Source organism: Streptomyces sp. NBC_01433 (assembly GCF_026340105.1).
Classification (GTDB): Bacteria; Actinomycetota; Actinomycetes; order Streptomycetales; family Streptomycetaceae; genus Streptomyces.
This window is the reverse complement of record NZ_JAPEPM010000001.1, coordinates 3,724,142-3,749,410: the sequence shown is the minus strand read 5'-3', so window position 1 is coordinate 3,749,410 and position 25,269 is coordinate 3,724,142. Positions and strand designations below refer to the sequence as shown.

Genomic DNA, 25,269 nt, shown 5'->3' with positions numbered 1-25,269 from the left:
CACCCCCGCAGCGGCCGGCCCCGGCTCCTCCCGGTGTTTCAGCTCACGGCCATGAAATGGGATCATTTTGAACCACCCAAACGTGACGGGCAGTTCGGGCGACTCGTCCGTCATCCAGACAATCATCGAGCAGTCGACGCGCGTCCTGGAGACGTACCGAGTCGATCCGGGACTGATTCTGGAACACGCCAACGGTGAGCGGCGGATCACTCAGGGCGGATACGGCGACCGGCAGTTGTTCGAACTCGTCCAGAATGCGGCCGACGAGATCGCCGACTCCCCGGGTGGGAAGGTGCATGTCGTTCTCACGAACACGCACCTCTACTGCGCGAACGAAGGAACAGCGGTCACGTCGCAGGGCGCGGAGACCATTCTCCGGATGGGTGTGTCGAAGAAGCGCGGGGGCCAGATCGGCCGATTCGGGGTCGGCGTGAAGTCGATTCTGGCCGTCACCGATACTCCTCAATTCTTCAGCACGTCCGGCTCGTTCGGATTCGACCGGGGATGGTCGTACGAGGAGATCAGGAAAGCGCGTGGCGGCACGGCCGGCGAGGAGTTCGAGGCGCCGGTCCTGCGGATGGCCCGTCCGCTGGACGTCGAGAGGGAGGGGGCGTCGGACTCGGTGCTGGCCGGACTGCTGAACTGGGCCACCACCGTGGTGCGACTTCCCCTGCTGCCGGGGGCCGCGGAACGACTCGGCCACGACATCCACACCTCCGCGAACAAGCCCGAGGTCCAGCGGGAGTTCCCCGCCCGGTTCCAGCTCTTCTCCCACCATGTGGGGACGGTGGTCCTGGAGGACCGTCGGTCCATGCCGCAGGTCCGCCGTGAGATCACGGTCGAGCACGAGGGCTTCGTCCACACCATCCACGAGACGCGGACCGGCAAGCCGGATGCGCAGTCCATCTGGAAGGTCTTCGCCCACGCCCACCGCCCCACCGAGGTGGCCAGGGCCAGCGCGGGCGAGATGCACGACCGGGGGACGATCGACATCGCGTGGGCCGTTCCCGAGTACACCGGTGACACCGTGCTCACCACTCCCAAGGGGCGTGGCCAGTTCTGGTCGTTCTTCCCGACCAAGTACCCGATGACCCTGGGCGGAATTCTCAACGGCGCCTGGAAGACGAACGAGGACAGACAGAACCTTCTGGACTCCAGCCCCTTCAACCAGGAGATCATCCAGGTCGCGGCACGACTGGTGGTCGAATCGCTTCCGCAGTTGGCTCCCGCCGAGGACCCGGGTGCCTATCTGCCACTCCTGCCCGGCCGGCCCAGGGATTCGGAGACCCTGAACTGGGCGGACAAGTATCTGACCGAACAGATCTGGAAGTTGACGGCCCAGCTTCCCTCCCTCCCCGATCAGGACGGTGTCCTGCGGGTCCCCCGGGATCTGCGGATCCACCCGGCCCCGATGAGGAAAGTCCCGCTCAAGCTCGACTGGCTCCGCATGTGGAACGCCCACCCGGGGCGCCCCTCGGATTGGATCCACCCCTCGGTGGAGGCCGCCGAGTTCCGCCCCGGCAAGGTGGGACACATCCTCGACGAGACCCGCCAGGTCCGGGCCACCGTCCGGGAATGGCTGGAGGCTCTGGTCACCGACGGCACGGCCGAGGCCTCCGCCGTCGCGATCCGTATCCTCGCCGCGATGATCCGTGAGGCGTCCCCGTTCGCGGCCGAGGCCCGAGCCGCGCGCATCGTGCTCACCGAGGAGAGCGGGATGGTGCCCGCCGTCGTGGGCAAGGTCTTCCATCGGGCCGTTCAGGACGGACTTCGGGACGGGACGACGTACGTCGATCAGAAGCTGTCCGAGGATCAGTCCCTGATCAGCGATCTCAACGAGATCGGCATCCGCGAGGCGGACTCCCGAGGTCGCTTCATCGGCGTCCTCGAACAGGGTTTTGACAATTACGGTCCGCAGGACTGGGCACGTTTCTGGGAGCTGTTCCACAGCGCCGGCGGCAGTCAGGTCAGTGGAGAGGTCAGCGCCCGCGTCCCCGACCCGATGGCGACCCTGTACGTACGGACGGTCGACGGTCGTTTCCACCCCATGCGGGACTGCCTGCTCCCGGGGGACGTGGTGCCCGGTGACGGAAGCCGGGACGGGTCGGTAGCCGTGGACCTGCGGTTCCATTCCGACGACAAGACGGTCTTCCACGAGTTCGGCCTGCGCGCACTGCCGACGACCGGTCACCGTCCGACGGACGAGCAGTGGTACGACGAGTACCGCACAGCCATGTACGAGAGCTACTGCCGGACGTTGAGCAGCAGCGCCGGCCGCCCTTCCCTCAGCCGACTCAAGGTGGAGGGCTCGCCCATAGGAGGGCCGCTGCACCTCTTGGAGCGACTGTCGGAGGAGGGCAGGGGTGCCTTCGTGAAGGCGCTGCCCGACGCGGGTGTCATCGACACCTGGACCATGCAGTTCGGCGTCCAGGTCTCCACACGCAAGACCGTCTACTCCCCCTTGCGGTGGATGCTCGCCCGACACGGCAGGGTCCCCACCTCGCAGGGTGTCGTGCCGCTCGCCGGCGCGGTGGGCCCGCAGCTCCGCGGCTACGCGGATGTCCTTCCCGTCGCGGACATCAGTGCGGAGAAGGCACGGAAGTTGCACCTCCCGACCGTGGTGGAGGACGTCCCCGCGAAGCAGTGGGCCCGTCTGCTCGAACAGCTCGGCACCAGCGACGACGACACTTTCGTCGGCCGTACGTACGTGATGCTGACCCGCCTCGAAGTCGACTTCCCCGAAGGGGAGCTGACCCGTTGCCGGGTCGGATCGGAGTGGTCCGCACGCGAGGACCACGAGATCGCGGTCGCGGCCACCGACGCGGAGTATCGCGCGCTTCGCGCGGAGCAGCTGCCCGCCCTGTTCGCCGGGAGCCCGGAGGACGCCGCTCTCCTGGTCAAGACCTGGGGCATGCTGCGCTACGCCGACGTGATCAGCAAGGAGATCCGTCATGTGGGAAGCGGAGAGCCCACGCTCCTGCAGGACGAATTCCCCACGCTACGTCAGCGCATGGGCAACTCGACAAGCAACTACAGGCTGCAGCCGTGCTCCGAGCTGGAGGAGCTGATCCGTACGCCGCAGGGCACCCGGCCCACCCCTCTGAAGAGTGCCCTCCAGGGCACCACCGTGCTCGTCCTGGAACCCGCGAACCGACTGGCCGCCCTGGTGGCGGTGGATCGTGAACTGCGCTGGGGGCTGAAGGAAGCGGGGTGCCGAGCGGTTCTCGACGCGCAGGAACGGCAGGAGGCCGATCAGCAGCTCCAGGCCGCCCTCCGCCGGGTCCGGGAGGCGGAGAGCGTCGAGGAGAAGCTGGAACTGCTCATCGGGGCGAACGCGTTGCGCGCGGGCCTGCCGCCGGGTCTGATGGACAGCGAGCGCGCCGAGCTGGGCGACGTCGAGCCCTCGGCCCGTCGCATCGCTCGGATGGCATACAACGCCCACGGCGACGGTGTCCTTCAGATGCACACCCGCGATCTCCAGGCCGCCTATCCGAGTCACGCCCCGTCGGGCTTCACCGGCTCCTCGTCCGCGGTGAGGTTCGTCTCGGAGTTCGGCTTCCCCGACTCCTTCGCCGGCACCAGAACCCCCTCTTTGCCTCCGAGGGTCGAGGTTCCGGGCCCCACGGAGTTCCCCCGTCTGCACGACTACCAGGAACGCCTGGCCACGAAGGTCTTCGCGATGCTGGACCGGTTCACCCCGCAGCGCGGGATGCTGTCGCTGCCCACCGGCGCGGGCAAGACCCGGGTGGCGGCCGAAGCGGTCATTCGTTGGGTCAAGCAGATGGGCGAACTGGAAGGTCCCATTCTCTGGATCGCCCAGACCGAGGAACTCTGTGAACAGGCCGTTCAGAGCTGGAGTTTCGTCTGGTCGAAGGTGGGAGCCGAATCCCCGCTGACGATCAGCAGGCTGTGGACGACCAACGAGGCGGGGCCGGTCGGCGACCGACCTCATCTCGTGGTCGCGACGGACGCGAAGCTCCGCAACTGCTTGGGCGAGGACACGTACGCCTGGCTCCGGCAGGCGTGTCTCGTGATCGTCGACGAGGCGCACGTGGCGATCTCTCCGCAGTACACGGAGATCCTCACGCACCTCGGTCTCACTTCGCGCGAGACACGGCGCCACCTGCTCGGACTCACCGCCACCCCGTTCCGCAACACCAACGACGAGGAGACCCGGCGCCTGGTCCAGCGTTTCGGTGCCCAGCGACTCGACGACGGGATCTTCGCCTCGGACGACGCGTACGCGGAGCTTCAGGAGCTCGGCATGCTGGCGAGGGTCACCCACCGCGAACTCCTGGGCGGCACCATCGTGTTGACCAACGACGAGAAGGAGCGGGCCGACCAGATGAGCCTGCTGTCGAAGGCCGCCGAACAGCGTCTCGCCGACGACCAAGACCGCAACAAGCGCATCCTCGAAGAGATCGAGGCCATGCCCGCCGACTGGCCGGTGCTGGTCTTCGCCACGTCCGTCGCTCACGCCAAGTTCCTCGCCGCGAAGCTCAAGGACCGAGGCATCACCGCCGCTTCGGTGGACTCCGCCACGGCGACGGGCGAACGCAGGAAGAGCATCGACGACTTCCGCCGGGGCCGTGTGCGGGTTCTCACCAACTACGGTGTCCTGACCCAGGGGTTCGACGCGCCGGCCACCCGCGCCGTCGTCATCACCCGCCCCACGTACAGCCCGAACGTGTACCAGCAGATGATCGGTCGTGGTCTGCGCGGTCCCGGTAACGGAGGCAAGGAGACCTGCCTCATCCTCAACGTCCGGGACAACATCACCAACTACGACAGGGCGCTCGCTTTCACGCAGTTCGAGCACCTGTGGAGGGCCAAGTGACCGACGCCTACCTCGACAGCCCGCCCCTCACCGAGGAGCAGCAGGCGGTGGTCGACCACCCCTGGGACACCAGGTTGTTGGTCACGGCGGGCGCCGGCGCCGGTAAGACACACACCCTGATTCGCCGTCTCGACGCCCTCATGAGTGACGAGGACGAGGCGCTGGAGGCCGGTGAGATCCTGGTCCTCAGCTTCTCCAGGGCGGCGGTCCGGGAGCTGCGCGAGCGGATCGCCGCGCACGCCACCGAGGCTCGTCGGGTCCGGGTCCAGACCTTCGACTCATGGGCGTACAGCGTGCTGCGGAGCGAGCAGCCGGACCGTGACTGGGGTGCTCTCCGTTTCGACGAGCGGATCAGGGAGACCACCGAGGCCATTCTGCGAGGAGCGGTGGAGGCGGGCGAACAGGGCGCACCCGCCCACGTGGTGATCGACGAGGTCCAGGACCTCGTCGGTGATCGGCGGGACATGGTGGAGTCCCTGCTGGACCGCTTCCAGGAGAGCTGCGGCTTCACCGTGGTGGGCGACGGGGCTCAGGCGATCTTCGGCTTCCAGGTGTCGGACGAGGATGCCCGTGCCGCCGAGACGAATTACTTCTTCGACTGGTTGCGCGCCTCCTATCCGGACGACCTGGTGGAGCTGCATCTCTCCACCAACTTCCGGGCGCGTACGGACGAGGCCCGCACCGCGCTGGCTCTCGGTGGCGCGCTCCGGCAGCTGCCCTCGGAGTCGACGGAGTCCGATGCCGCCGGTGAGGACTATCACCGGAAGCTGACCGACCTGCTTCGTTCGTGCCCCGATTTCGGTGATCCGGGGGCCCCGTTCACCGTCGAGTCGCTGCAGTCGTACCCGGGCACCTGCGCGATCCTCTGCAGGGACAATCGGCAGGCGCTCGTGCTGTCGGACAAGCTGTTCTCGCTCGGGGTCCGCCACCGTGTGCAGCGGGCCCTCCAGGATCGGCCCGTTCCCGCCTGGGTCGCCTCCGTCCTGCGCGGAACGGGCACCACCACGTTGACCGAGGAACGCTTCCTGGCGCTGCTCTCCGCGAGCCCGGTGGCGCCGGTCGGGGACCCTGCGAGGATCTGGCGTTCCCTGCGGGGCGCCGCCCGTGCCCCCAGGGGGCTGATGGATGTGTCGGCCGTGCGACGGCTGGTCGCCGAGGGGCGGTTCCCCGACGATCTGGCAGCCGTCGAACCCGCAGGCCTGATCGTGTCGACCGTGCACCGTGCCAAGGGTCTGGAATTCGATCGGGTGATCGTGCTCGACCCCGCCCCGATGGCAGAGCTGCGCAGGCAGCACACCCATGTCGACCCTGCGGCCGAGGCGCGTTCGCTCTACGTCGCGATGACCCGCCCTCGGGACGACCTGTTCCGTATCGAGGCGCCGGACACGGCGCTGATCCGTCGTGACAGGTCGACCGACCGTTGGTACCTGGGGGGCTGGAAGTCGTACGTCCGTGACGGCATCGCCGCCTCGGGGCGCGACGTGTGCCGGGAGCACCCGCCCGGAACGGACGGATTCTCCGACGACGCGGCGGCCGTGCAGGACTATGTGACGTCGGCGGTGTCCCCCGGAGACGCGCTGGTTCTCCGGGCCCAGCACGAGCTGCCCGTGGCCGCCGACCAGAGCCCCCCGTACACCGTCTTCCACCGGGACCGTCCGATCGCGGTCGTTTCGGAGCAGTTCCGCAGGGATCTCCACGCCTCCCTGAAGATCAGCAGGACTTGGGACGTCAACTGGCCGGTGGAGATCGAGGGGTTCACGGTGGACTGCCTGGAGAGTGTCGCCGGAAGCGTCGCCTCCGGCGCCCGCGCGGGACTGGGGGATCACGGCATCTGGACGGTGCCCCGTATGACAGGACTCGGTCGGTACAGGCGAGCCGGGAAGACCGTGCAGGAAGGCAACGACGTATGACCGACAACACGAACCCGCACTCCATGCACTACGAGCTGCGTGACGGCCTTGTCGCACAGCTCCGCAGGGACCTGCTCGGCCCCGGATCACCCGACGAGGTCCTGACGCAGGACCCGCCGATCACCACCTATCCGATCGGGGTGTTGTTCCCGCGCGCCTCGGACGACGACGCCGAGCGGGCCCTCGGCGAGGACACGGCCGAGAACGAGGGCCTGGACGACGCGCCGCTCGCGAGGAGGGGCAGGGACATCGAGGAGTCCGCGCCGGACCTCGATGTCGCGCACGTGGGCGACCGGCGCCCCTCGTCCATGGGTCTGACGTTCGCCGTCGACCCCTCCGTCTCGCGACGCCTCGTCGTGCGCACGGAAGCCGCCGTCTACGATCCGGTCGACGCCGACGGACGTCCTGTCGCCGCCGAGCGCGCCCAGGCCCGGACCGTCTCGGAGCAGAAGGAGCACTGGCGCAGGCGCCTGCTGACCCTGCGCCCGGAGACCATCGACGTGTCCGTGCCCCGTCGGTATCGGATCGACGATCTGCACGCCGGTGTCGCCATCGACGTCGTGGTCCGCCCCGTGGCTCCCGCGAGCGGGACCGTCACGGTGACGGTGACGTTGATCAACTCGCACCTGGTGGGGAAGAGGGCGCTGCAGGACGCCTTCTGTCTGTACCAGCCCCGCCTCACCGTCACGACGGAGTCCGGCGCCCGGGGCTTCGTCGAGCGCCCCTCCGAGCGGCGGGTGATCGACTCGGAGGTGGCGACGAGCAGGCTGCTGCACCGGCACGCCCCGACCTTCGCCGTGGGACACGGCTGCTCGGCCGAATGGGAATGGACGCCCCCGCCCATCGGCGAGCCCACCACGGAGCGCGCCGCCATCGACACCGTACGGACCGAGTTCGTCCCCGCGCACGATGTGCTGCTGACCGATTCCAACCCCGACATCGACGACTCCGCCCTCACGATGCAGGGGCTGGCGACCCGGCCCGAGAGCGAGATCCTGGCAGCGTTCAACGATCTGATGGCCGGATACGCCGAGTGGATCGACCGCAAGGAGGTGGAGGCGGAGGCTTTCCGCGACACACCGCACGAGGCACCGGCGCGGGCACAGATCGAGCACTGCCGTACGGCGCTGGCTCGGATGCGTCGGGGCGTCCGGGTCCTCGGCACCGACAACGAGGCGATGCGAGCGTTCCGGCTGGCCAATCGCGCGATGGCCCAGCAGCGCTCCCGCAGCGAGTGGGTGAAGAAGGGACGGGAGGGTGCCCCCGACGAGTCCGTCGGGCGATGGCGTCCGTTCCAGATCTCCTTCGTGCTTCTGTGCCTCGAAGGGATCGTGGACCCCGGTCACAGCGATCGCGCCGTCGCCGACCTTCTCTGGTTCCCCACCGGTGGTGGCAAGACCGAGGCGTACCTCGGTCTGATCGCCTTCACGACCTTCCTGCGGCGCATGCGGCTGAAGGAGCACGGAGGGGGTGTCACGGTCCTCATGCGCTACACGCTGCGGCTGCTCACCCTGCAGCAGTTCGAACGAGCCGCGGCTCTGATCTGTGCCATGGAGCGCATCCGCCTCGGCGACGAGAGGACGCTGGGGACGGAGCCCATCTCCATCGGCATGTGGGTCGGCCAGTCCGCCACCCCCAACAAACTGTCGGTGGCCGAGGAGAGCCTCACCGAGCTGCGGAAGGAGAAGGAACTCCAGGAGAAGAACCCCGTGCAGCTGCACGCGTGCCCGTGGTGCGGTACTCGCATCGACGCGCATCAGTACGAGGTCGACGAGCCGGCGAAGCGCATGCACGTGCGCTGCCCCGACACCTGGTGCGACTTCCACAACGGCCTTCCGGTCCATCTCATCGACGAAGCGGTCTACGACGCGCGCCCCACGCTCGTGATCGCCACGGTCGACAAGTTCGCCGCCATGCCGTGGCGGGAGCAGACGGCCGCGCTGTTCAATCGCGACCGGTCGGACGGGACCCCGCCCCCGGAGCTGATAGTCCAGGACGAGCTGCACCTCATCTCGGGCCCGCTCGGCACACTCACCGGCCTGTACGAGACGGCGGTGGATCTGTTGGCCGACGCGCCGAAGGTCATCGCGTCCACCGCGACGATCCGCCGCGCCTCGGACCAGGGCAAGAAGTTGTTCGCCCGCGAGGTCGCCCAGTTTCCGCCGGCGGGACTCGACGCCCGTGACTCCTGGTTCGCCGTGGAGACGCCCAAGGAGCGCAAGGCGAGTCGTCAGTACGTCGGCCTGCTCACTCCGAGTACGAGCCAGTCCACTCTCCTGATCCGTACCTACGCCAACCTGATGCACCGGGCGGCGCGGGCCGGGACCACCGACGAGGTGCGTGACGCCTACTGGACGCTCGTCGGCTATTTCAACAGCCTTCGGCTGTTGGCCGCCGCCGAGCTCCAGGTCCATGACGACGTCGACGCCTATCTCGGTTACCTGGCGGAGCGTGACGGCTGCGAGCGGCGAAAAATCCTGGAACAGACCGAGTTGACCAGCCGGGCGAACTCCAGCGAGGTGCCCAAGCGGCTCAAGCAGGTCGAGCGACGGCTGCCACACCCCGATGCCGTGGATGTCCTCCTGGCGACCAACATGATCTCGGTCGGCGTCGACGTGGACCGGCTCGGGCTGATGGCGGTCATGGGTCAGCCCCAGACCACGGCCGAGTACATTCAGGCGACGAGCCGCGTCGGCCGCCGCCATCCGGGGCTGGTGGCCGTGATGCTCAACTCGAATCGCTCTCGCGACCGTTCGCACTACGAGAGCTTCCAGCACTTCCACTCGGCTCTGTACCGCGAGGTCGAGTCGACCAGTGTCACGCCGTTCTCCTCCCGCGCCCGCGATCGGGGCCTGCACGCGGTGGTCGTCGCGCTCGCCCGGATCCTGATCCCGGCGGCCCGGCCCAACGACGGCGCCGGACGGATCGACGAGTTCCGCGACGAGCTGGACCGGATCGTCAGGACGGCGCTCCTGGACCGGGTCCAGGCGGTCGACCCGGACGAGTACACGGCGACGGCCGACGCGTTCGACGAGTTCGTCGAGTGGTGGTCCGAGGAGGCCGAGCTCCATGGCGGGCTCACCTACGAGCCCAGGCGGGGCCGGAGGACACCGTCCCTGCTGTGCGCGTTCGACGACGACAACGAGGGTGCGTGGCCCACCCTGTGGAGCCTGCGCGATGTCGACGCCGAGTCCGCTCTCTTCATGGAGGCAACCCGATGACCCCTCCCCCCTCCCGGCGCCGCCGGGCCGGTGCGCCCGAGCGCGGCTATCCCCGTCGGGGCTCCGTCCGCCGGGCGCAGATGATCACGACGTACGGTGTCGGTTCGCTCGTCGCCGTCGACAACGAGTCGTTCATAGTGACCGGCATCGACTCGTGGAACATCAGCGAGGCACCGACGATCTACGAGCACCGCCTGGCCCGGGTGCTCGGCGTGAAGTCGTTCCGCCTGCCTCCCGCATCGGACGACACGAGCAGGGACGGCGTGCACGTCCGCCGTTTTCCCCTGTGGCACTCGTGCCCGACCTGCCACACCTTGCAGCATGTGCGACTGTTCAACTCCCCGCCGGGCAAGAACGAATGCGGTGACTGCGAGGAGGACCTCGTCCCCTCGCGTTTCGTCATGGCGTGCGCGAAGGGCCACATCGACGATTTTCCGTACTGGAAGTGGGCGCACCGCAAGAACAGGCAGGAAGGCGCATCCGGCCTCTGCGGCGGCCGGATGCGGCTGCGGACCACCGGCGGGACGGCTTCGCTCCGCTCGATCCTGATCTCCTGCACCTGCGGGATCCCGGAGGTGTCCATGGAGGGCGCCTTCCGGAGCACCGCGTTGTCCGACCTGAAGGTGTTCTGCAGCGGTAAGCGCCCCTGGTTGAAGGACGCTCCGACGGATTCCTGCTCCGAGCGGCCGCGGACGCTCCAGCGCGGTTCGTCCGTCGCCTGGCAGCCCATCGTGCGAACGGCGCTGTCGATCCCCCCGTGGAGCGACGGGCACTTCACCCGGCTCGCCCCGCACATGGACGACCTGCGCAGCATGTACGAGGACGGAGACACATCCGGAATCAGGGGCTTCCTCAAGGCATTCACGCTCAGGGAGCCGTACGAGTTCTCGGCCGAGAAGGTCATCGCCCTCCTCGAAGCGGAGAACCACGGGGATGTGGCACCCGACCAGGAACAGGTCAAGGACGACGCCTACACGGCGCTTCGGAAGCAGGAGTACGAACGGCTGATCGCGGGCCGTGCCGAGAGCGAGACCGACCACGAGGACCAGTTCGTCTGCGAACCTCCCCGATCGTCCGCGTCCGCCCTGGCTCCCTACGGGCTGGAAGGTCCGATGCTGGTCAAGCGTCTGCGGGAGGTCCGTGCGCTCAAGGCGTTCTCGCGGGTCGACACACCCGAGACACGCACGGACGTCCAGGAGGCCGCGCTGTCCCTCGTCGGCATGGACTGGCTGCCCGCCATGGAGGTCCAGGGCGAAGGCGTCTTCCTGCGGCTCGACGAGCAGCGGCTGGATTCCTGGGCACGGAGCGTCGCGGTCGCGGCCAGAGTGGACCGAATCCACGCCAACCACCTGCGCATGATGCGGGAACGCGCCCAGGCCCCGGCAGATGTTCCCGAGTCGCCGGCCACCCCGCGCATGGTTCTCCTGCACACGTTGGCGCACGCGCTGATCAACGAGTGGAGCCTGGACGGCGGCTACCCCGCCGCGTCCCTGCGCGAGCGTCTGTACGCGGACGACGCCATGGCGGGATTCCTCGTCGCCACGGCGACGAGCGATTCCGCCGGAAGCCTCGGCGGCCTGGTCGCCCAGGGCGAACCGGACCACCTGGCCCTCTCCCTGCGGTCGGCACTCGTCCGGGCCCAGTGGTGTTCGGCCGATCCGCTCTGCGTGGAATCCGAGGCGAGCGGCGTCGGAGGCATCAACCTGGCGGCCTGCCACGCCTGCGTCCTCCTGCCCGAAACCAGCTGCGAACACAACAACGGCCTGCTCGACCGGGCGTTGTTGATCGGTACCCCGGAGGATCCGTCCATCGGATTCTTCAGCGAGGCGCTACGGTCCTGACCGCGCACTCACACGGCCTCACCCAGTTCGGCCTCGAAGTGCGTCTGCGCACGGTCCAGGGCGCTGTCCGGGTCGCAGCCGTGGGCGCGCAGCCAGTGGAGGAGGTCCGCGATGAGATCGATCGCGGACTCCTCCGCGGCTGCCACGCCGAGCCGCCCGTACGACAGGCCGTCCGGCCTCACGGCCATGCCCATCAGCCCGAGCAATGCCTCGGCCTTGGCGACGCGCGGCCCGTCGGCATGATCGATCGACGAACGCAGGCCGGTGGCCAGCTCGCACCAGGTGATCTTGGAGTCGTCGCGGAGGAGAACGCCCCATCGCTCGGCGACGGCGTCGATCAAGGTCAGCCCCCGCCCCCGCACCGCTCCGTCCCCCGCTGAGCAGAGGACGGGGAGCACCCGCGTATCGGGGTCGCTCACTTCGATACGCAAGCGGCTGCCGTTCATCGAGACAGTCAGGCACGCCGGGGTTCCCGGGCCCACATGCTTGATGACGTTCGCCGCCAGTTCCGAAACGCAGAGTTGCGCGTCCCTGATCACCGGGACCAGGCCCCACAGCCCCAAGTGCAGGCGAATCACTCGGCGCAGGCCGGCCAGTTCTTCGGGTTCCGCCAAGAAGGGCAGATCCCACGCCTTACGAACCACACCGAAGCGACAGCCATCCATCCCGATCACTACTCCCGTGACACCGCGGGCACCTGAGGTGTCCCGCCCAAAAGAGGGATTTCGACACGCCCCGAAGAGGCCGTATCTCCTTCGGGCACAGCGTCCGGTCCGGGTTCGTAGCGGCCCCGAGTCGCGAGGACGTGTACCGGCCGATGGAGAGCCTCACGTTCCGGGATGTGAATCCCCCGGATGCTCCCCACGCACACAACGCTAGGGTCACCAAGAGTGATCGACCAGACACGCAACGATGCACTTCCGTCGATGTATCGTCAGAAGTGCATCGTGGTCGTGCAGTTAGGCGAAGACGCCCAGGTGGGCGCCTACCTCCCGCATCTCCGTCGTGAGCGTCCGGCGCTTCTTCGTGATCTCCTCGAAGGTGATCGCGGCCGACGACTGGTGACGGAACCACTCGGGCGCCACGGCGTCGAGTCGGGCCAGCTCCTCCATGGCACCTGTCGGGTCGCCGGTGCGGACCTGAGCACGAGCCAGGTCGAGGTAGTACCGATTCCCGTCGTTGCTGCTCGGCTTCCCGAGCCGCTTCCAGCTCTTGGGCTGAAGGCTCTCCTCCTCGCCCGACTTACGGACGACCGATCGCGCGTCCCCGGCGATCATGAAGTCCTCAAGTTCCTTCATCGACGCCGTGACAGGACCGAACATCGACCAGTGCCGGAGCAGGTTCCTGTGCGTCACGCCGACGGCCTTGGCCGCCGTACCGGCAGCCCGGCGCAGCGTCCTGGCCTCCTCGGGACGGTTGTTCCGAGCAGCCGCCGCCGCAGCCTCCATGGCCAGACCTCCCCACGTCGCGTACTCGTCGGGCGAGGCTCCTTTGATCTTCGGCTCCACCAGATCCATGGTCGCGACGGCGATGTCCTCGGCCTCGTCGTAGCGCTCGGTACGCATGAGCATCCAGCACATACCGCCGACCCCGGACGCGGCCGTCAGCGGGGCCTCGGCCTCCCGTGCGTCCGCGATGGATTCCCGAATGGCGCTGTGCGCAAGGTCGTACTGGCGGATCTGCGTCAGGTAGCGGCCGACCAGTTGCAGCGCCTCCGATCGAGCCACCAGGGCATCGATGCGATCCTGGCCCGAGTCGTAGTACGCGACGGCATCGCTCACCGCGCGAATCAGGGCGGGCAGATCGGCTGCGATGCTCCTGTAGCTGTCGCCGAAGTACAGCACCGCCTGGTCGTGTGTCATGCGTCGCAGACGACGGAGGTCCGGTTCCTCACCGGTCGGCGCACGCATGGGAAGAAGGCCCATCGCGGGTGTGAGCGCGATGCGCAACTCCCGAAGATTCAAGCTGTTCGGATCGTCGTGCTTGACGGGTTCCGGTGTTCCGGCCGCCATCAGGTCCGACGTCTTGATCCCCAAGGTTCTGGCGATCTGGTGAAGCGTCTCCATCCGCACGCCGTCGGCGCCCTGCTCGATCCGTCGGATGGGACCGACCGAGAGTCCCGACCGATGCGCGAGCTGCTCTTGGCTGAGGCCGCTCGCCCGCCGGTATTTCCTCAGGTTGTCCGCGAGTTCGTCCGACATACGACACCACCCTTCGCCAACCAGCGTACGACTCGGGCCCGGACGCAACGGTCGCTCCAATCCCCCAGAGGCGCCCGGTGGCAGCTGGGTAGCGCGGCAGTCGGACATGCGCATGACTCAAAAAGGTGAGCCGAATGCGCCCAAGGACGACTACGGGGCGGCAGGGGTGTTCTGGTGTGGTGGGATCGGCCGCACGCTGCCTCCGAAGGTAGCCCCGTAACCTGCCGCCCTCCCCCTGAGCGAAAGGTCCGCATGGGCACCGAACTGAGTTCCGCAGTCGTCCTGATCACCGGTGTGATGGCTTCGGGGAAGTCGACCGTGGCCGGCCTCCTGGCCGAGCGGCTGCCTCGGGCCGCGCATGTGCGCGGTGACGTCTTCCGCCGGATGCTCACCTCCGGGCGGGAGGAAGTGATGCCGGAAGAGACCGCGGAGGCCAAGGCCCAACTGGAGCTCCGCTATCGCCTTTCCGCGCTCGTGGCCGACGAGTACGCGCGCGACGGGTGGACCGCGATCGTCCAGGACATCGTCCTCGGGAAAGACCTGGACCACTACATCGCCCGGGTGCGCACGCGTCCCCTGTACGTCATCGTGCTGGCCCCCTCCACCACGGCCGTGCGGAGCAGGGAGACCGGGCGCGAAAAGACCGGATACGGCCCCTGGACGGTCGACGCCCTCGACAGCATCCTCCGTGCGGAGACACCACGCATCGGTCTCTGGCTGGACACGTCGGAACAGACCCCGGAACAGACGGTCTCGGAGATCCTCGACAACTTGCCCGCCGCCCGCATCCAGACCGACTGACTGGCTCGCTCTGTGCGATGTGCCGCGGAATCCAATAGTGCGACGCGGCTCCGGGGGTCGAGAATCACCCAATGCATGAAGTGAAGTTGTCCGACGGGTTCATCACGCTGTCCGCCTTGCGCCTGGACGACGTGGAGGCACACCTCGGCGGGGAGGACGAACTGCTCGTTCGTTGGCTCAACGGCGGTCCCGGGACGCGCGAGGGCATCGAGGCGTACGTCCGGCACTGCCGGGACCAGTGGGACACCGCCGGGCCACTGCGCGCCTTCGGCATCCGGGTGGGCCCCGGTGAGGAACTCGCGGGAACGGTCGACTTGCGCTTCACGGGCGAGGGTCTGGCTCCCGGGCAGGTGAACATCGCGTACGGCCTCTATCCGTCCTGGAGAGGACGCGGCCTGGCCACCCGCGCCGTCCTCCTGGTGACCCAGTACGCGGCGGCTGAGGGCGGGGCGGAAGTGGTGATCCAGGTGGAGCCGGAGAACCCCGGATCTGCGGCGGTCGCCCGGCGGGCGGGGTTCACCCCCGACGGGGAGGTACTCACGAAGGACGGCACAACGCTCGACCGGTACGTCCGGGCCCTGCGCGCCGAGACCGAGTGACACCCGTCCCTGAACTGCGCGTACCCCGCCAGATCCATGGAAGTACGCGACTGAACTCCAGTCCCCTCTTGCAGCCGGTCAACACCCTCCGTAGCTTGCTGATCACAGCGACGGGAGAGGATCACACGCAATGATCCCGAAGAAGACCGTGAAGGAGGCCGCTCGTGTCCGTGAATGGCTCTAGTCCCGTGTTGCTCGAAGGCGAGGAGTGGCAAGCGTACTTCCGCGATTTCCAGCACTCCGCTTTCCGTCTCGAAGTTCAGCAGACCTACACCATGCCCGCCGAGGCCGAATCGGTCCGCGGCTTCCTCTCCGGGGAGCCCATTCCTCCAGGGTTCAACGCGTCGTGGCACGAGACCGTCCGGGGCCACGCGGCTGCCGGTCGCACCATGACGCGGGCGAAGGTGGTCCGGAGGCCGCTGACGGGCTACAGCCGCTACCTGTTCGAGTGGTGCATCCCCGGCAATGTCGCGGCAGGTGAGGACTACCGCATGGTTGACCTCACCGACTGTCCTGACCTTGGCCTACCGGATCAGGACTTCTGGCTGTTCGACGAATCGATCGTCGTCCACCTCAACTATCGAGCGGACGGGACCCAGTCAGGTCGTGAGCTGATCTCCGACCCGGACATCGGCGCGTATCAGGCTTGGCGCGATCTTGCTCTGGAACACGCTGTTCCCTTCCGCGATTTCTCGGTCTGAACACCGGGCACCCCTCTCGCATCGGGCTCAGGCGGGAGGTCCGGGAGCGTCATCCCCCTCATCGGCGGTCAATCAGCCGACGAGAGAGGGCGGTGCGATCCCGCGCGCCCGGTCATACAGGTCTCGGGCTGTCGGATTCTTCAGGTGCGGTCGCAGGAGACCGAACATCGTCCTGACGCGGTCGTCCGCACGCCCGGACTGAACCATGGGGTAGTCGTCCAGCGCCTGGCTCCAGGTGGCACAGGCCGCTTCCAGGTGGCCGATCTCCAGTTGTCGCTCGGCGAGGGTCGCCCTGTGCCGAACCCTCGCCCGGCGGTAGACGCCGAAGCGGAGCCTGTCGGACTGTTGCATGGCTTCGACGGCGCCGGAGACGTCGCCGAGCTCGTAACGTACCTGACTGATGTGGTAGTTGAGCGAGGACGGATCGTACGAGCCGAACGGTGCGCTGCGGGACTCGGCACGGTCCATGGCCGCCTCCGCTTCGCGGATGTACCGCATCGCGCCGACGCGGTCGCCGGTCTGAGCAGCGGTGTGGGCCTGCTGTCCGGCGAGGAAGGCACGCATACGCGGGCCGGCCTGGGGAGACGCGGCGGCAGCCGCATCGGCCAGCTGCATGGCTTTGGCGCCGTGGCCGAGGTCAACGGCTTGCACGCTCATTCCGCGCAGGGTGGTGCAGTACGTGAGGTGGTCCTCGGCCGCGCCCGCCAGTTCGAGAGCCTTGACGTAGTAGCGCTGCGCGAGCCCGTGGAGCCCCTCGTCAACGGCCATGTAGCCGGTCAGATAGAGGAGGTCCGAGGCGGCGGAGAGCATCGCTTGCCGAACCGGCTCGGGCGCGTCCGCGCGTAGATAGGCCGCCACCGTGTTGACCATGAACGATGCGGCCATGGGCCGCGCGTGACGACCGCCGAACTGGTCGTCGAGGTCCGATACCCGCTCGGTCATCGCAATGACCATGTCGACTTCGTTCATCCCTATCCGGGAGATCCGCCCGGCCTGGACCGCCTCCGCGCGCCCGATCACATCGGGCCATCCGGGAATCGTCAGGGCCACGGAGAAGAGACCGGCGCCCAGGACTCGGCGGCGAGAGGGGTCCATGTCCTGCCTGCCCAGGTCAATCATCCCTTCCACGGTATCCGCGGACCCGGGTGACACCGAGCGAGGGGCGGGGATGCCTGCTTCCGAAGAGGTCACCGGTCGGGCCAGCCTCCGCGAGAGCGCTTCGAGGATGCAGGCCCTGACGGGTTCACGCGGGACGGTGCCTCCGAGCCAGTGGCTCACCCCTGATTCGTCGTACCGCAATGGGGTGCCAGTCTCCGTACCGACACGGTTCACCGCACGTGCGAACTGGCTGTGCGTCCATCGAGTTTCCGCGAGCAGTCGGGCAAGCCCGGAGTTGGGCCCCTTTTTCGCCATGGTCCCCAACTCACCTCTCCATGAAGAACTTTCAAGGGTTTCAAGTCCCGCCCCAGTTCCCACGCTACCGCTGTGCGTGGTCAGACGGTTGCGTAGAGACAGGAAGGCCCGGCGAATCAGGTCGCTGAGCCTGTCTCCAAGGGGTCGAGCGACGAGAAGTGAAGCACGGGCGCTGCTTGCCCAGTTGACCGCAGAGCAAGGTGGCGACGGCGTCTTGCGAGTGGATACGGCGGAGGGCATCGACCTTGCGCCGGGTTCTATGGCCTACCCGCCGTGCCAATGTCCCCGACACCGTGACGACTCGGCCGAAGCGGATCCTGCGACATGGACGAACGCCGACGTCCGCTCCACGAACGACCGGGGCGAGGGCGACCCGTTGTGAGGCAGTCGCCGGTCTGCCCACATCACTGATGTCCCTTCCTGGCCCGACGGTTCCGGACGGCACCTCAGGCAGCCGGGTAGGACCGGCACCGCCCGCACCCACACAACAGAAGGAGAGTGCAGTGATGTCCGAATCCCTGGTACGTCCGGCCCCCGAGAAGGCTGCGACACGAGCCCGAGCGATTCTGTCCACTGTGGAAGCGGACCCGGAATGCCCCGGCTCCGTATCGCGTGCGCGAAGTACGACGAGGACTGGACCAGCTTCATGGGCTACGCCCTCGTGGAGAGCTTCGACATCGCGACCGACACGGAGCCGCTGTTTCCCGGGGCCTTGCACGCCATGGCCATCAAGTCCGCCGTGTATGAGCTCACGGGCGGCGACGAGTACGCCGCCGAGGTTCCAGTGGCCGTCCCGGTGGACGAAATGATCCACGCCCTGGCTGCGCAGTTCACCGTGCTCAGCCGTATTCAGAGCCGCACCGGCATCACGTTCGTCCATGCCACCGACCGGGAGTCGATCGGTGCCTGGGATCACGGCGACTACACCCACCAGGTCTATCGGGCCGCCTGGGGTCCGATGAACGAGCGCTACTGGTTCGGCAAGGCGGAGACCGAGAGGCGCCGGGCCGCCGTCATGGCGGTCTACGAGCCGATGGGCATCCTCGACGGCGGCAGGCGCTTCGTACCGGGCTCCATCAGCGTCGGCTAGTTGAGCGCGCGGCGCAGCGCCTTGGTCACGTCCGTCTCCGGGAAGGCTCGCGGAATCTCCCGGATGGCTTGGTCGATCAGCAGTTCCAGCATGCCCGGCGCTGCGCTGTGCATCAGTTCGCGAAGGTACGGGTCCAGGTCGGCCACATCGGCCGGCAGGACCAGCTCGGTCACCGCGGAGACTCCGTCGGTCTTGTACCGCCGGGGTGGCAGCCCAACCTTTTCGGGATGCACGCATACGGGCACGCCACTGACGGTGTAGCGGTGGCCGTCATCGGGGTCGAAGGGAAACTCCGGCGACGGCCGCTCCGCCACATCGAACTCTCCCCACGCGAAGTTCCGCGAGGGGCAGATACCGCACGCCCGGTGACCGTCTCCCGTGACGAAAGCCTCAACCATGGACGGAGGTTACTGAACTTGATGAGAGATGTCGCATTGGTCCCTGACAGGGTGTGAGTCCGGTTCGATTGCCACCGGACTCCGGAGAGGAAGAGGGCGTGAGCGACGACGACATGCTGAGGCGGCGGCTTGCCGGCCGGTTGGTGAACGGCGGGCATCTGCGTACGCGGCCCTGGCGTGAGGCCGTTGAGGCGGTTCCCCGGCATGAGTTTCTGCGGGGCGGCTTCTTCGAGCGCATCGACGGCAGGGGTCCCACCGCCTGGGCGCCGGTGATGTCGTACGAGCCCGGCTGGCTGGAGCGATGCTACGAGGACGAATCCCTGGTCACGCAGATCGCGGGCACCATCGCGCCGGAAGACCTGCGGGGCGAGATCATGCGGGCCCCGACGTCCTCCAGCACCATGCCCAGCCTGGTCGTGCGGATGCTCGAAGACCTCGATGTCTCAGAAGGTCAGCGCGTACTGGAAATCGGCACCGGTACCGGCTACTCCTCCGCTCTGCTCTGCCATCGGCTCGGAGACAGTCTGGTGACCACGGTCGAGGTCGACGAAGGTGTGTCCGCTCGCGCCGGGGCCGCACTCGGGGACTGTGGCCTGTTCCCGTACCGGGTTGTCGGTGACGGCCTCGAAGGGCACATGGGGTGCGCTCCCTACGACCGGGTGATCGCCACGTGTGGCGTGGTCACCCTGCCGTACAGCTGGATCGAGCAGACCCGGCCGGGAGGATCGGTCCTCGCCACTGTGGGCGGATGGATGTACTCCTCCGAACTCGCACGGCTCACCGTGCACGATGACGGCACCGCCTCCGGCCGTTTCCTCGGCGGCGGGGTCTCCTTCATGCTCGCCCGCCCCCAGACTCCGCCTCCGCTCGGGGTGCTCCCCGATCTCGACCGGGGAGACGAGCGACGGACGCTCATCGGGGCCGACATCCTCGGCAGCTGGAACGAGCGCTTTGTCGCCCAACTCGCCGCCGCTCGCGCCCAGTACGTCCGCCTCGACCGCAACGGCCGTACGGAGCATGTGCTGCTCGATGCCGAGGCGGGTTCGTGGGCTGTCCTGTGGGCGGACGGCAGCGACGGCTGGGCTGTGCGCCAGGGCGGGCCGGACCGTCTCTGGGACGCGGTGGAGGATCACGTCAGTCGCTGGTGTGCCGATGGCTCGCCGTCGTTGGAGCGGTTCGAGATCAACGTGACACCGAGTCGGCAGTCGATTACCTGGCCAGGTCGACAGAATTGAGGGGTACTCAGAGACTCGGAAGTGACGCGTTCGGACAGCTCTGCCGTCTACGACGTATCTGAGGAGCGGGAGGAGTCCGAGCGCTTCCTCGTGGGCGAGGAAATGGTGCCGGACTGGGATGACAACCCATGGGTCCGCTCGATGACGGACAAGGGCAAAAAGTGTCCCGCGTTCATGTGCTGCGCTCACCCCTGACCGACTATCTGCGCTACCAACTGGCCGCCTATCTCGGCAACACCAAGCCCGGCGAGTCCATCGGCATCATCGACTTGGCGGAACAGCCCCCACCGGGACTGCCCGACCACGACTTCTGGCTGTTCGGCAACCGGGAGGCGTACCGAATGCCCTGCACCGCCAACGGCGCCTTCATCGGGGGCGAACAGGCTCCCGCCCGCGATCTCGTCCAGTACCAGAGCTACCGTGAGCGCGCCCTTGCCGCCCCGCTGTGCCGTTCGTGGCCTACTGGGAGCGGCAGCACTGACCACGGGTTCGGTCGGGAAACTCTGTGACGCTTCGGCACGCATCCGGACTCACAGGCGACCTCATGGCCCGCCTGGCTTCCGTGTCCGCGCACCGGCCCCTCGAAAATCACTGGCCCAGTGGCGGGGCAGGCTGCATATGATCACTGCAAGGCGGGGTCGTAGCACAGAGGTAGTGCGCCTACACATCATGGAGGAGGACGCCGGTTCGAATCCGGTCGCCCCGCCCCTTCAACCTTTGGGAGCCGCGGTTCATCCGCCCGCCTTCGAGAGAGCCGACGAAGCCGCATCCCGCTGCCGCAGTCGCGCGGCTGCCAGCAAGGGCAGCACCAGCATTCCGGCTACTCGGAGTTCCCGCAGACCTCACACGAGTGGTCCCGGTGGCAGGCCCTCGGCGGCTCTGACCGTGGCGAAGCGTTCGCGCCAGGGGGTGCCCTCTGGGAAGTGGTGTGTGTCCGTGTCCTGGAGCCAGTTCTCGTACGCCGTCGCGCGGCGGCATTCGGGGCAGGACGTCTCGTCGCCCAGTGGCCGGAAGAGGTGTTCGTCTCCGTGGCCCTCGCAGGCGATCAGCTCGCGCGGACCGGTGCGGGTGCCGTGGCAGGCGATGCGGGCGGTGTGGGTGGTGCGAGTGGTGTCTGCGGGGGTTCCGGGCACTTCTGGGCCAGGCGGTAGCGCAGGAAGCCGACCGCGGAACGTACGCCGCCCTCCGGGCGCTCGGCCAGTAACGCCTGGCGCAGGTCGGCCTCGCCCAGGCCCCGTTCCAGCCACTTCACCGCCTCCACCGCCAGGGCACGCGCCTCGCGTACCCCCAGGTGCAGTTCCCGGCGGGTGTGGCGCAGCGAGAGCAGGATCTGCTCCGCGCGGGCCAGTTGAGCCGGGCTGGAGGAAGGCAGGCCCGGTGCGTGTGCGGCGGGCTGCGGCTCCGCCGCCTTCGCTTCGGAGGCCCGAAGAGGGCGCGATAACATGAAGCAGCATTACCCGGTGGTCCTGTTCCACTGGTCGGTGTAGGCCCTCGGTCGGTGTTGTCGCACCGTCGGGGGCCGCCCCATGCGCCCATTTGCGCACGGAGGGTGATTGCCCCGTCACCGTACCGCACCCGTCCCATCTCCCACCACACGAACGGGACTTACGCCAGCCAGAGCGAGCTGTGCCGGTGGTTCGCCGGTGGGGATCTCCACCACCTCAGCCGCTTCGACGCTGATGCCGCCGCCCACGTCCGCGTTCATCAGACCCAGGAGCCGCCCCACCTGCGTACGGAGCCGTTGCCTGGCCCGGCGTTCCTCCTGCGCCGACCACCGGGCCACCCCGCCGTCCCGGTTGTGCCGGGGGAAGCAGTAGACCCGCACCTCGCGGCGTACCGCGTGGGGTGTTGTCGCCGCGCTGTACGGGTGCTGGTTGCCTCAGGCCGTATAGCCGTTCTCCGAGAGGATCTTGTCGATACGGGCGCGGTGCGCCGCCTCCCACTCGTCCAGGGATTCGGCCGCCTCCTTCGCCAGCTTCGCCCGCGCGTCGCGCAGCACCTCGTCCCGGCGGGCGTGAGGGGTCACCACGACGCCCTCCTCGTCGGCCACCACGATGTCGCCGGGGTTCACGGTCGTGCCGCCGCAGCGCACCGGGGTGTTGAGCGGTTCCACCGCCTTCTTGGTGCCGGGAATGGGGATGACGCCCAACGCGAATACCGGGAAGCCCAGTTCGCGCACCTCGGACAGGTCGCGGATCACGCCGTCGAGCACGAACGCCGCGATCCCCCGGCGGTGCGCGACCGCGCACACGTTCCCGCCGGCCAGCGCATAGTCCATGTCGCCCGACTCCACGACGATGACCGAGCCCGGCTCCGCGCGGTGGATCGCCGCGTGCAGCATCAGGTTGTCGCCGGGAGGGCAGCGCACGGTGAAGGCCGGGCCCGCCACGCGCGGCACCGGCGACCACAGTGGGCGCATGTCGGCGTCCATGACCTGCCCGCGACCCAACAGGTCGGCGAGGGTGGTCGTGGGGATGTCCTTGAAGCCGGAGTCCTCGCGCATGCGCTTCCTTCGTCCGGGCCCTCCGCGTCAACGCGGGGGCCTGTAGTCGTCAGCCAGTTGGCAGCCCGCTGTCAGCCTGTTTCGTCAGCTCATTGTGCTTGCGGAACCTCGCGCGACGACAGAGCTGTACCTCAGCCCTCCCTTCCACCCGGCGCCGGAGCCGGTGATTTGACTTGCCCCTACATATCGAGAAAGCTAGATGTGTATCTCAGAGGGATTCACAGAGAGGCCCCCATGGACCCGCTGGCCGTGCACAAGGCCCTCGCCAACCCCGCCCGTCTGCAGTTCATGCAGTGGCTGCGCGACCCCGAGAAGTACTTCGACGAGGACTCCTACACGCAGCAGGGGCTGGGCTTCCACATCGGCGTATGCGTGGGTGACATCCAGAAGCGGGCCGGGCTCGCGCAGTCCGTCGTGTCCGGTTACCTCCAGACCCTCAGGGACGCGGGCCTCCTCACCTCGGAGCGCGTCGGCAAGTGGACGTACTACCGCCGCAACGAGCCGGTGATCGCCGAGTTCGCCGCCCATGTGCGTGACGAGCTGTAGCCGCCCCGCCCCCCGGGCTTGACCGCAGAGAACCGCGCCCCTCACAGGACACCCACGACTCAACGTATCTACTTTTCTAGATTTAAAGAAAGATCACCATGAGAAAAACCTCCGCCGCCGTCCTGGTGCTCGCCCTGGGCGTATTCGGGATCATCACCACCGAGATGGGCATCGTCGGGGTACTCCCCCGGCTCTCCGCCGAACTCGGCGTCCCGCCCTCCACCGTCGGCTGGCTCGTCGGGGCGTTCGCCCTGGTGATCGCCGTGACTGGACCCTTCACCACGCTGCTCGCCTCCGGGATCGACCGCAAGAAGGTCCTCGCCGCCTCGATCGCGGTGTTCGCCCTCTCCAACGCCGTCTACGCGCTCACCACCCAGTACGAGGTGATGCTCGCCTTCCGCATCATTCCGGCCGTCTTCCACCCGGTGTTCTTCTCGGTCGCGCTGGCCACGGCCGCGCGCATGGTCGTGACGAAGGACGGCGAGGACGGTGAGGACGGTAAGAACGCGAAGGCCGCCACCCGGGCGACGACGACCGTCTTCGCCGGTGTCACCGTCGGGTTCGCCTTCGGGGTGCCGCTGACCTCGTACCTCGCCGAACACCTCTCGCTCCCCGCCGCGTTCTGGTTCGGCGCGCTCGTCAATCTGATCGCGTTCCTGGGAATCCTGCGCCTGCTTCCGAACCTGCCGGTCGGGCAACGCGTCTCGTACGGAACCCAGTTGAGCGTGCTCAGGCAGCCCCGGATGTGGCTGACCATCGCGTCCGTCGTCCTGGTCTTCGCGGCGATGTTCTCCGTCTACGGCTACTTCGCCGAGTACCTGGGCCAGGTCACCGGCATGGACGGCTCCTGGGTCAGCGCCATGCTGATGGCGTTCGGCGTCGTGATGATCCTCGGCAACTTCGCCTTCGGCGGCCTGCTCCAGAGGAACCCCATCCGTACCGCCCTCGCCTATCCGGCCCTCTGCCTGCTGGTCTACGTACTCGTGTACGCGATCGGGCCACGGTTCGTCCCGATGGTTCTGGGCGTCCTGGTCTGGGGAGCCGTGCACTCCGGCGGGCTCATCGTCAGCCAGAGCTGGCTGGGACGGGACGCGCGGGACGCGCCCGAGTTCGGCAACAGCCTCTTCATCTCCTTCTCCAATCTTGGCATCACCCTCGGCACCGCGGTCGGCGGGTGGGTCCTGTCCGCCGCGGGAGCCCGCCGGCTGCCGTGGGTCGGAGCCGGGTTCGCCGTCGCCGCGCTGGTCGTCATGCTGGTCCGGCTGAGCCTGGACCATGCCGGACGGCGGACCCCGCAGTCCGGGGAGGTGGCCGCCTCTCACGCTGCCGTTCGCGCGGCCCCCTGACGGGGCACGCACCTGTCGGGGCGGAGCGGAACAGTCCGGTGCCGCTCGGAGTTGAGCGGTTATGCCAACACCACGCGTGATTCTCCTGCTGTCCGGAAGCGTGCGGGCCGGGTCCTCCAACGAGACCGTGCTGCGCACCGCCCAGGACGTGGCGCCCGCCTCCGTACGTACCGTCCTCTACGACGGACTCGGGGATCTGCCGCACTTCAACCCCGACGACGACACCGACCCGCTGCCGAAGCCGGTGGCCGAGCTCCGGGCCGCGATCGACGCCGCCGACGCCCTGCTGATCTGCTCCCCGGAGTACGCGGGGACGCTCCCCGGATCGTTCAAGAACCTGCTGGACTGGACCGTCGGCGGCACCGAGACCGGTGACAAGCCCGCCGCCTGGCTGAACGCCGCCGCACCCGGTCGCGGGGAGGGCGCCTCGGCGACGCTCCGTACCGTCCTCAGCTACACCGGCGCGACCATCGTGGACGCCGCCTGTGTACGGGTCGCGCTCGACCGGAACACCGTCGGCGCGGACGGGGTCAGCACCGATCCGGAGCTCCGCCGACAGCTGGGGGCGTCGCTCGACGCCCTGGTGGACGCGGCCGGTCCGGCGTCGTAGGTCCGGTCCCTCCGGCT

General features: G+C 68.1%; 20 protein-coding genes and 1 tRNA gene. 14 read left to right on the top strand and 7 right to left on the bottom strand.

What is annotated here, in order from left to right; translation table 11 throughout:
* The first annotated feature begins 67 nt into the window (after positions 1 to 67).
* From OG413_RS16965 to drmB, 4 genes are read left to right on the top strand one after another with little or no spacing between them, the layout of a single operon-like run.
* Positions 68 to 4,837 carry a DEAD/DEAH box helicase gene (locus OG413_RS16965; protein WP_266806469.1) on the top strand — a complete coding sequence of 1,590 codons (4,770 nt, stop codon included), beginning with the start codon at positions 68 to 70 and terminating at the stop codon, positions 4,835 to 4,837.
* Positions 4,834 to 6,747 carry a UvrD-helicase domain-containing protein gene (locus OG413_RS16960; protein WP_266806468.1) on the top strand — a complete coding sequence of 638 codons (1,914 nt, stop codon included), beginning with the start codon at positions 4,834 to 4,836 and terminating at the stop codon, positions 6,745 to 6,747. Before OG413_RS16965 ends, OG413_RS16960 begins: the two co-directional genes overlap by 4 nt.
* On the top strand, positions 6,744 to 9,968 hold the full coding sequence (locus tag OG413_RS16955) for a helicase-related protein (RefSeq protein WP_266806466.1): 3,225 nt from the start codon (positions 6,744 to 6,746) through the stop codon (positions 9,966 to 9,968). The genes OG413_RS16960 and OG413_RS16955 overlap by 4 nt, the downstream gene beginning before the upstream one ends.
* Complete coding sequence (gene drmB, locus OG413_RS16950; RefSeq protein WP_266806464.1) at positions 9,965 to 11,809, top strand: DUF1998 domain-containing protein; 1,845 nt, start codon at positions 9,965 to 9,967, stop codon at positions 11,807 to 11,809. Before OG413_RS16955 ends, drmB begins: the two co-directional genes overlap by 4 nt.
* A gap of 8 nt (positions 11,810 to 11,817) precedes the next feature.
* Here drmB and OG413_RS16945 read toward each other — a convergent pair whose 3' ends face one another.
* Positions 11,818 to 12,474, bottom strand: coding sequence for an ATP-binding protein (locus OG413_RS16945; RefSeq protein WP_266806462.1), 657 nt, complete (start codon positions 12,472 to 12,474; stop codon positions 11,818 to 11,820).
* A 294-nt stretch (positions 12,475 to 12,768) separates the two neighbouring features.
* Positions 12,769 to 14,010, bottom strand: a complete 1,242-nt coding sequence (locus tag OG413_RS16940) for a helix-turn-helix domain-containing protein (RefSeq protein WP_266806461.1) — start codon at positions 14,008 to 14,010, stop codon at positions 12,769 to 12,771.
* Between the two features lie 252 nt (positions 14,011 to 14,262).
* On the opposite strand from OG413_RS16940, the gene OG413_RS16935 reads away from it, so the two are divergent.
* The 3 genes from OG413_RS16935 (at position 14,263) to OG413_RS16925 (ending at position 16,111) form a co-directional block, all read left to right on the top strand.
* Positions 14,263 to 14,811 (top strand): AAA family ATPase, encoded by a 549-nt coding sequence (locus OG413_RS16935; RefSeq protein ID WP_266806459.1) that lies wholly within the window; start codon positions 14,263 to 14,265, stop codon positions 14,809 to 14,811.
* Between the two features lie 71 nt (positions 14,812 to 14,882).
* On the top strand, positions 14,883 to 15,410 hold the full coding sequence (locus tag OG413_RS16930) for a GNAT family N-acetyltransferase (protein WP_266806457.1): 528 nt from the start codon (positions 14,883 to 14,885) through the stop codon (positions 15,408 to 15,410).
* 164 nt (positions 15,411 to 15,574) lie between these two features.
* Positions 15,575 to 16,111 carry a DUF6879 family protein gene (locus OG413_RS16925; protein WP_266806456.1) on the top strand — a complete coding sequence of 179 codons (537 nt, stop codon included), beginning with the start codon at positions 15,575 to 15,577 and terminating at the stop codon, positions 16,109 to 16,111.
* A gap of 72 nt (positions 16,112 to 16,183) precedes the next feature.
* Here the strand turns inward: OG413_RS16925 and OG413_RS16920 are convergent, their stop codons facing one another.
* Entirely contained in the window at positions 16,184 to 17,524 is a 1,341-nt protein-coding gene (locus OG413_RS16920; RefSeq protein WP_266806454.1) for a tetratricopeptide repeat protein, read from the bottom strand.
* A gap of 592 nt (positions 17,525 to 18,116) precedes the next feature.
* Here OG413_RS16920 and OG413_RS16915 point away from each other — a divergent pair.
* Positions 18,117 to 18,614, top strand: coding sequence for a hypothetical protein (locus OG413_RS16915; RefSeq protein WP_266806453.1), 498 nt, complete (start codon positions 18,117 to 18,119; stop codon positions 18,612 to 18,614).
* Here the strand turns inward: OG413_RS16915 and OG413_RS16910 are convergent.
* A complete protein-coding gene (locus OG413_RS16910; protein WP_266806452.1) occupies positions 18,611 to 19,012 on the bottom strand; it encodes a hypothetical protein in 402 nt (133 codons plus the stop codon). The genes OG413_RS16915 and OG413_RS16910 overlap by 4 nt on opposite strands.
* Positions 19,013 to 19,110: 98 nt before the next feature.
* On the opposite strand from OG413_RS16910, the gene tgmC reads away from it, so the two are divergent.
* The 3 genes from tgmC to OG413_RS16895 all read left to right on the top strand — a co-directional run bounded on the left by tgmC (position 19,111) and on the right by OG413_RS16895 (position 20,954).
* Positions 19,111 to 20,247, top strand: coding sequence for an ATP-grasp peptide maturase system methyltransferase (gene tgmC, locus OG413_RS16905; protein ID WP_266806450.1), 1,137 nt, complete (start codon positions 19,111 to 19,113; stop codon positions 20,245 to 20,247).
* Between the two features lie 161 nt (positions 20,248 to 20,408).
* Positions 20,409 to 20,756, top strand: a complete 348-nt coding sequence (locus OG413_RS16900) for a DUF6879 family protein (RefSeq protein WP_266806449.1) — start codon at positions 20,409 to 20,411, stop codon at positions 20,754 to 20,756.
* Between the two features lie 123 nt (positions 20,757 to 20,879).
* Positions 20,880 to 20,954 (top strand) — tRNA-Asp (locus OG413_RS16895).
* A gap of 338 nt (positions 20,955 to 21,292) precedes the next feature.
* Here the strand turns inward: OG413_RS16895 and OG413_RS16890 are convergent.
* The 3 genes from OG413_RS16890 to OG413_RS16880 all read right to left on the bottom strand — a co-directional run bounded on the left by OG413_RS16890 (position 21,293) and on the right by OG413_RS16880 (position 22,750).
* A complete protein-coding gene (locus OG413_RS16890; RefSeq protein WP_266806447.1) occupies positions 21,293 to 21,691 on the bottom strand; it encodes a hypothetical protein in 399 nt (132 codons plus the stop codon).
* Positions 21,692 to 21,808: 117 nt separating this feature from the next.
* The gene (locus OG413_RS16885) at positions 21,809 to 22,072 is read right to left on the bottom strand and encodes a hypothetical protein (RefSeq protein ID WP_266806445.1); all 264 of its coding nucleotides are present in this window, start codon (positions 22,070 to 22,072) and stop codon (positions 21,809 to 21,811) included.
* A 54-nt stretch (positions 22,073 to 22,126) separates the two neighbouring features.
* Positions 22,127 to 22,750, bottom strand: coding sequence for an RraA family protein (locus tag OG413_RS16880; RefSeq protein ID WP_266806444.1), 624 nt, complete (start codon positions 22,748 to 22,750; stop codon positions 22,127 to 22,129).
* Positions 22,751 to 22,984: 234 nt separating this feature from the next.
* Here OG413_RS16880 and OG413_RS16875 point away from each other — a divergent pair, with 234 nt between their 5' ends.
* The 3 genes from OG413_RS16875 to OG413_RS16865 all read left to right on the top strand — a co-directional run bounded on the left by OG413_RS16875 (position 22,985) and on the right by OG413_RS16865 (position 25,252).
* On the top strand, positions 22,985 to 23,296 hold the full coding sequence (locus tag OG413_RS16875; RefSeq protein ID WP_073723648.1) for a helix-turn-helix transcriptional regulator: 312 nt from the start codon (positions 22,985 to 22,987) through the stop codon (positions 23,294 to 23,296).
* Positions 23,297 to 23,394: 98 nt separating this feature from the next.
* Positions 23,395 to 24,642 carry an MFS transporter gene (locus tag OG413_RS16870; protein ID WP_266806442.1) on the top strand — a complete coding sequence of 416 codons (1,248 nt, stop codon included), beginning with the start codon at positions 23,395 to 23,397 and terminating at the stop codon, positions 24,640 to 24,642.
* Between the two features lie 61 nt (positions 24,643 to 24,703).
* Positions 24,704 to 25,252 carry an NADPH-dependent FMN reductase gene (locus OG413_RS16865; protein ID WP_266806440.1) on the top strand — a complete coding sequence of 183 codons (549 nt, stop codon included), beginning with the start codon at positions 24,704 to 24,706 and terminating at the stop codon, positions 25,250 to 25,252.
* Positions 25,253 to 25,269 lie beyond the last annotated feature (17 nt).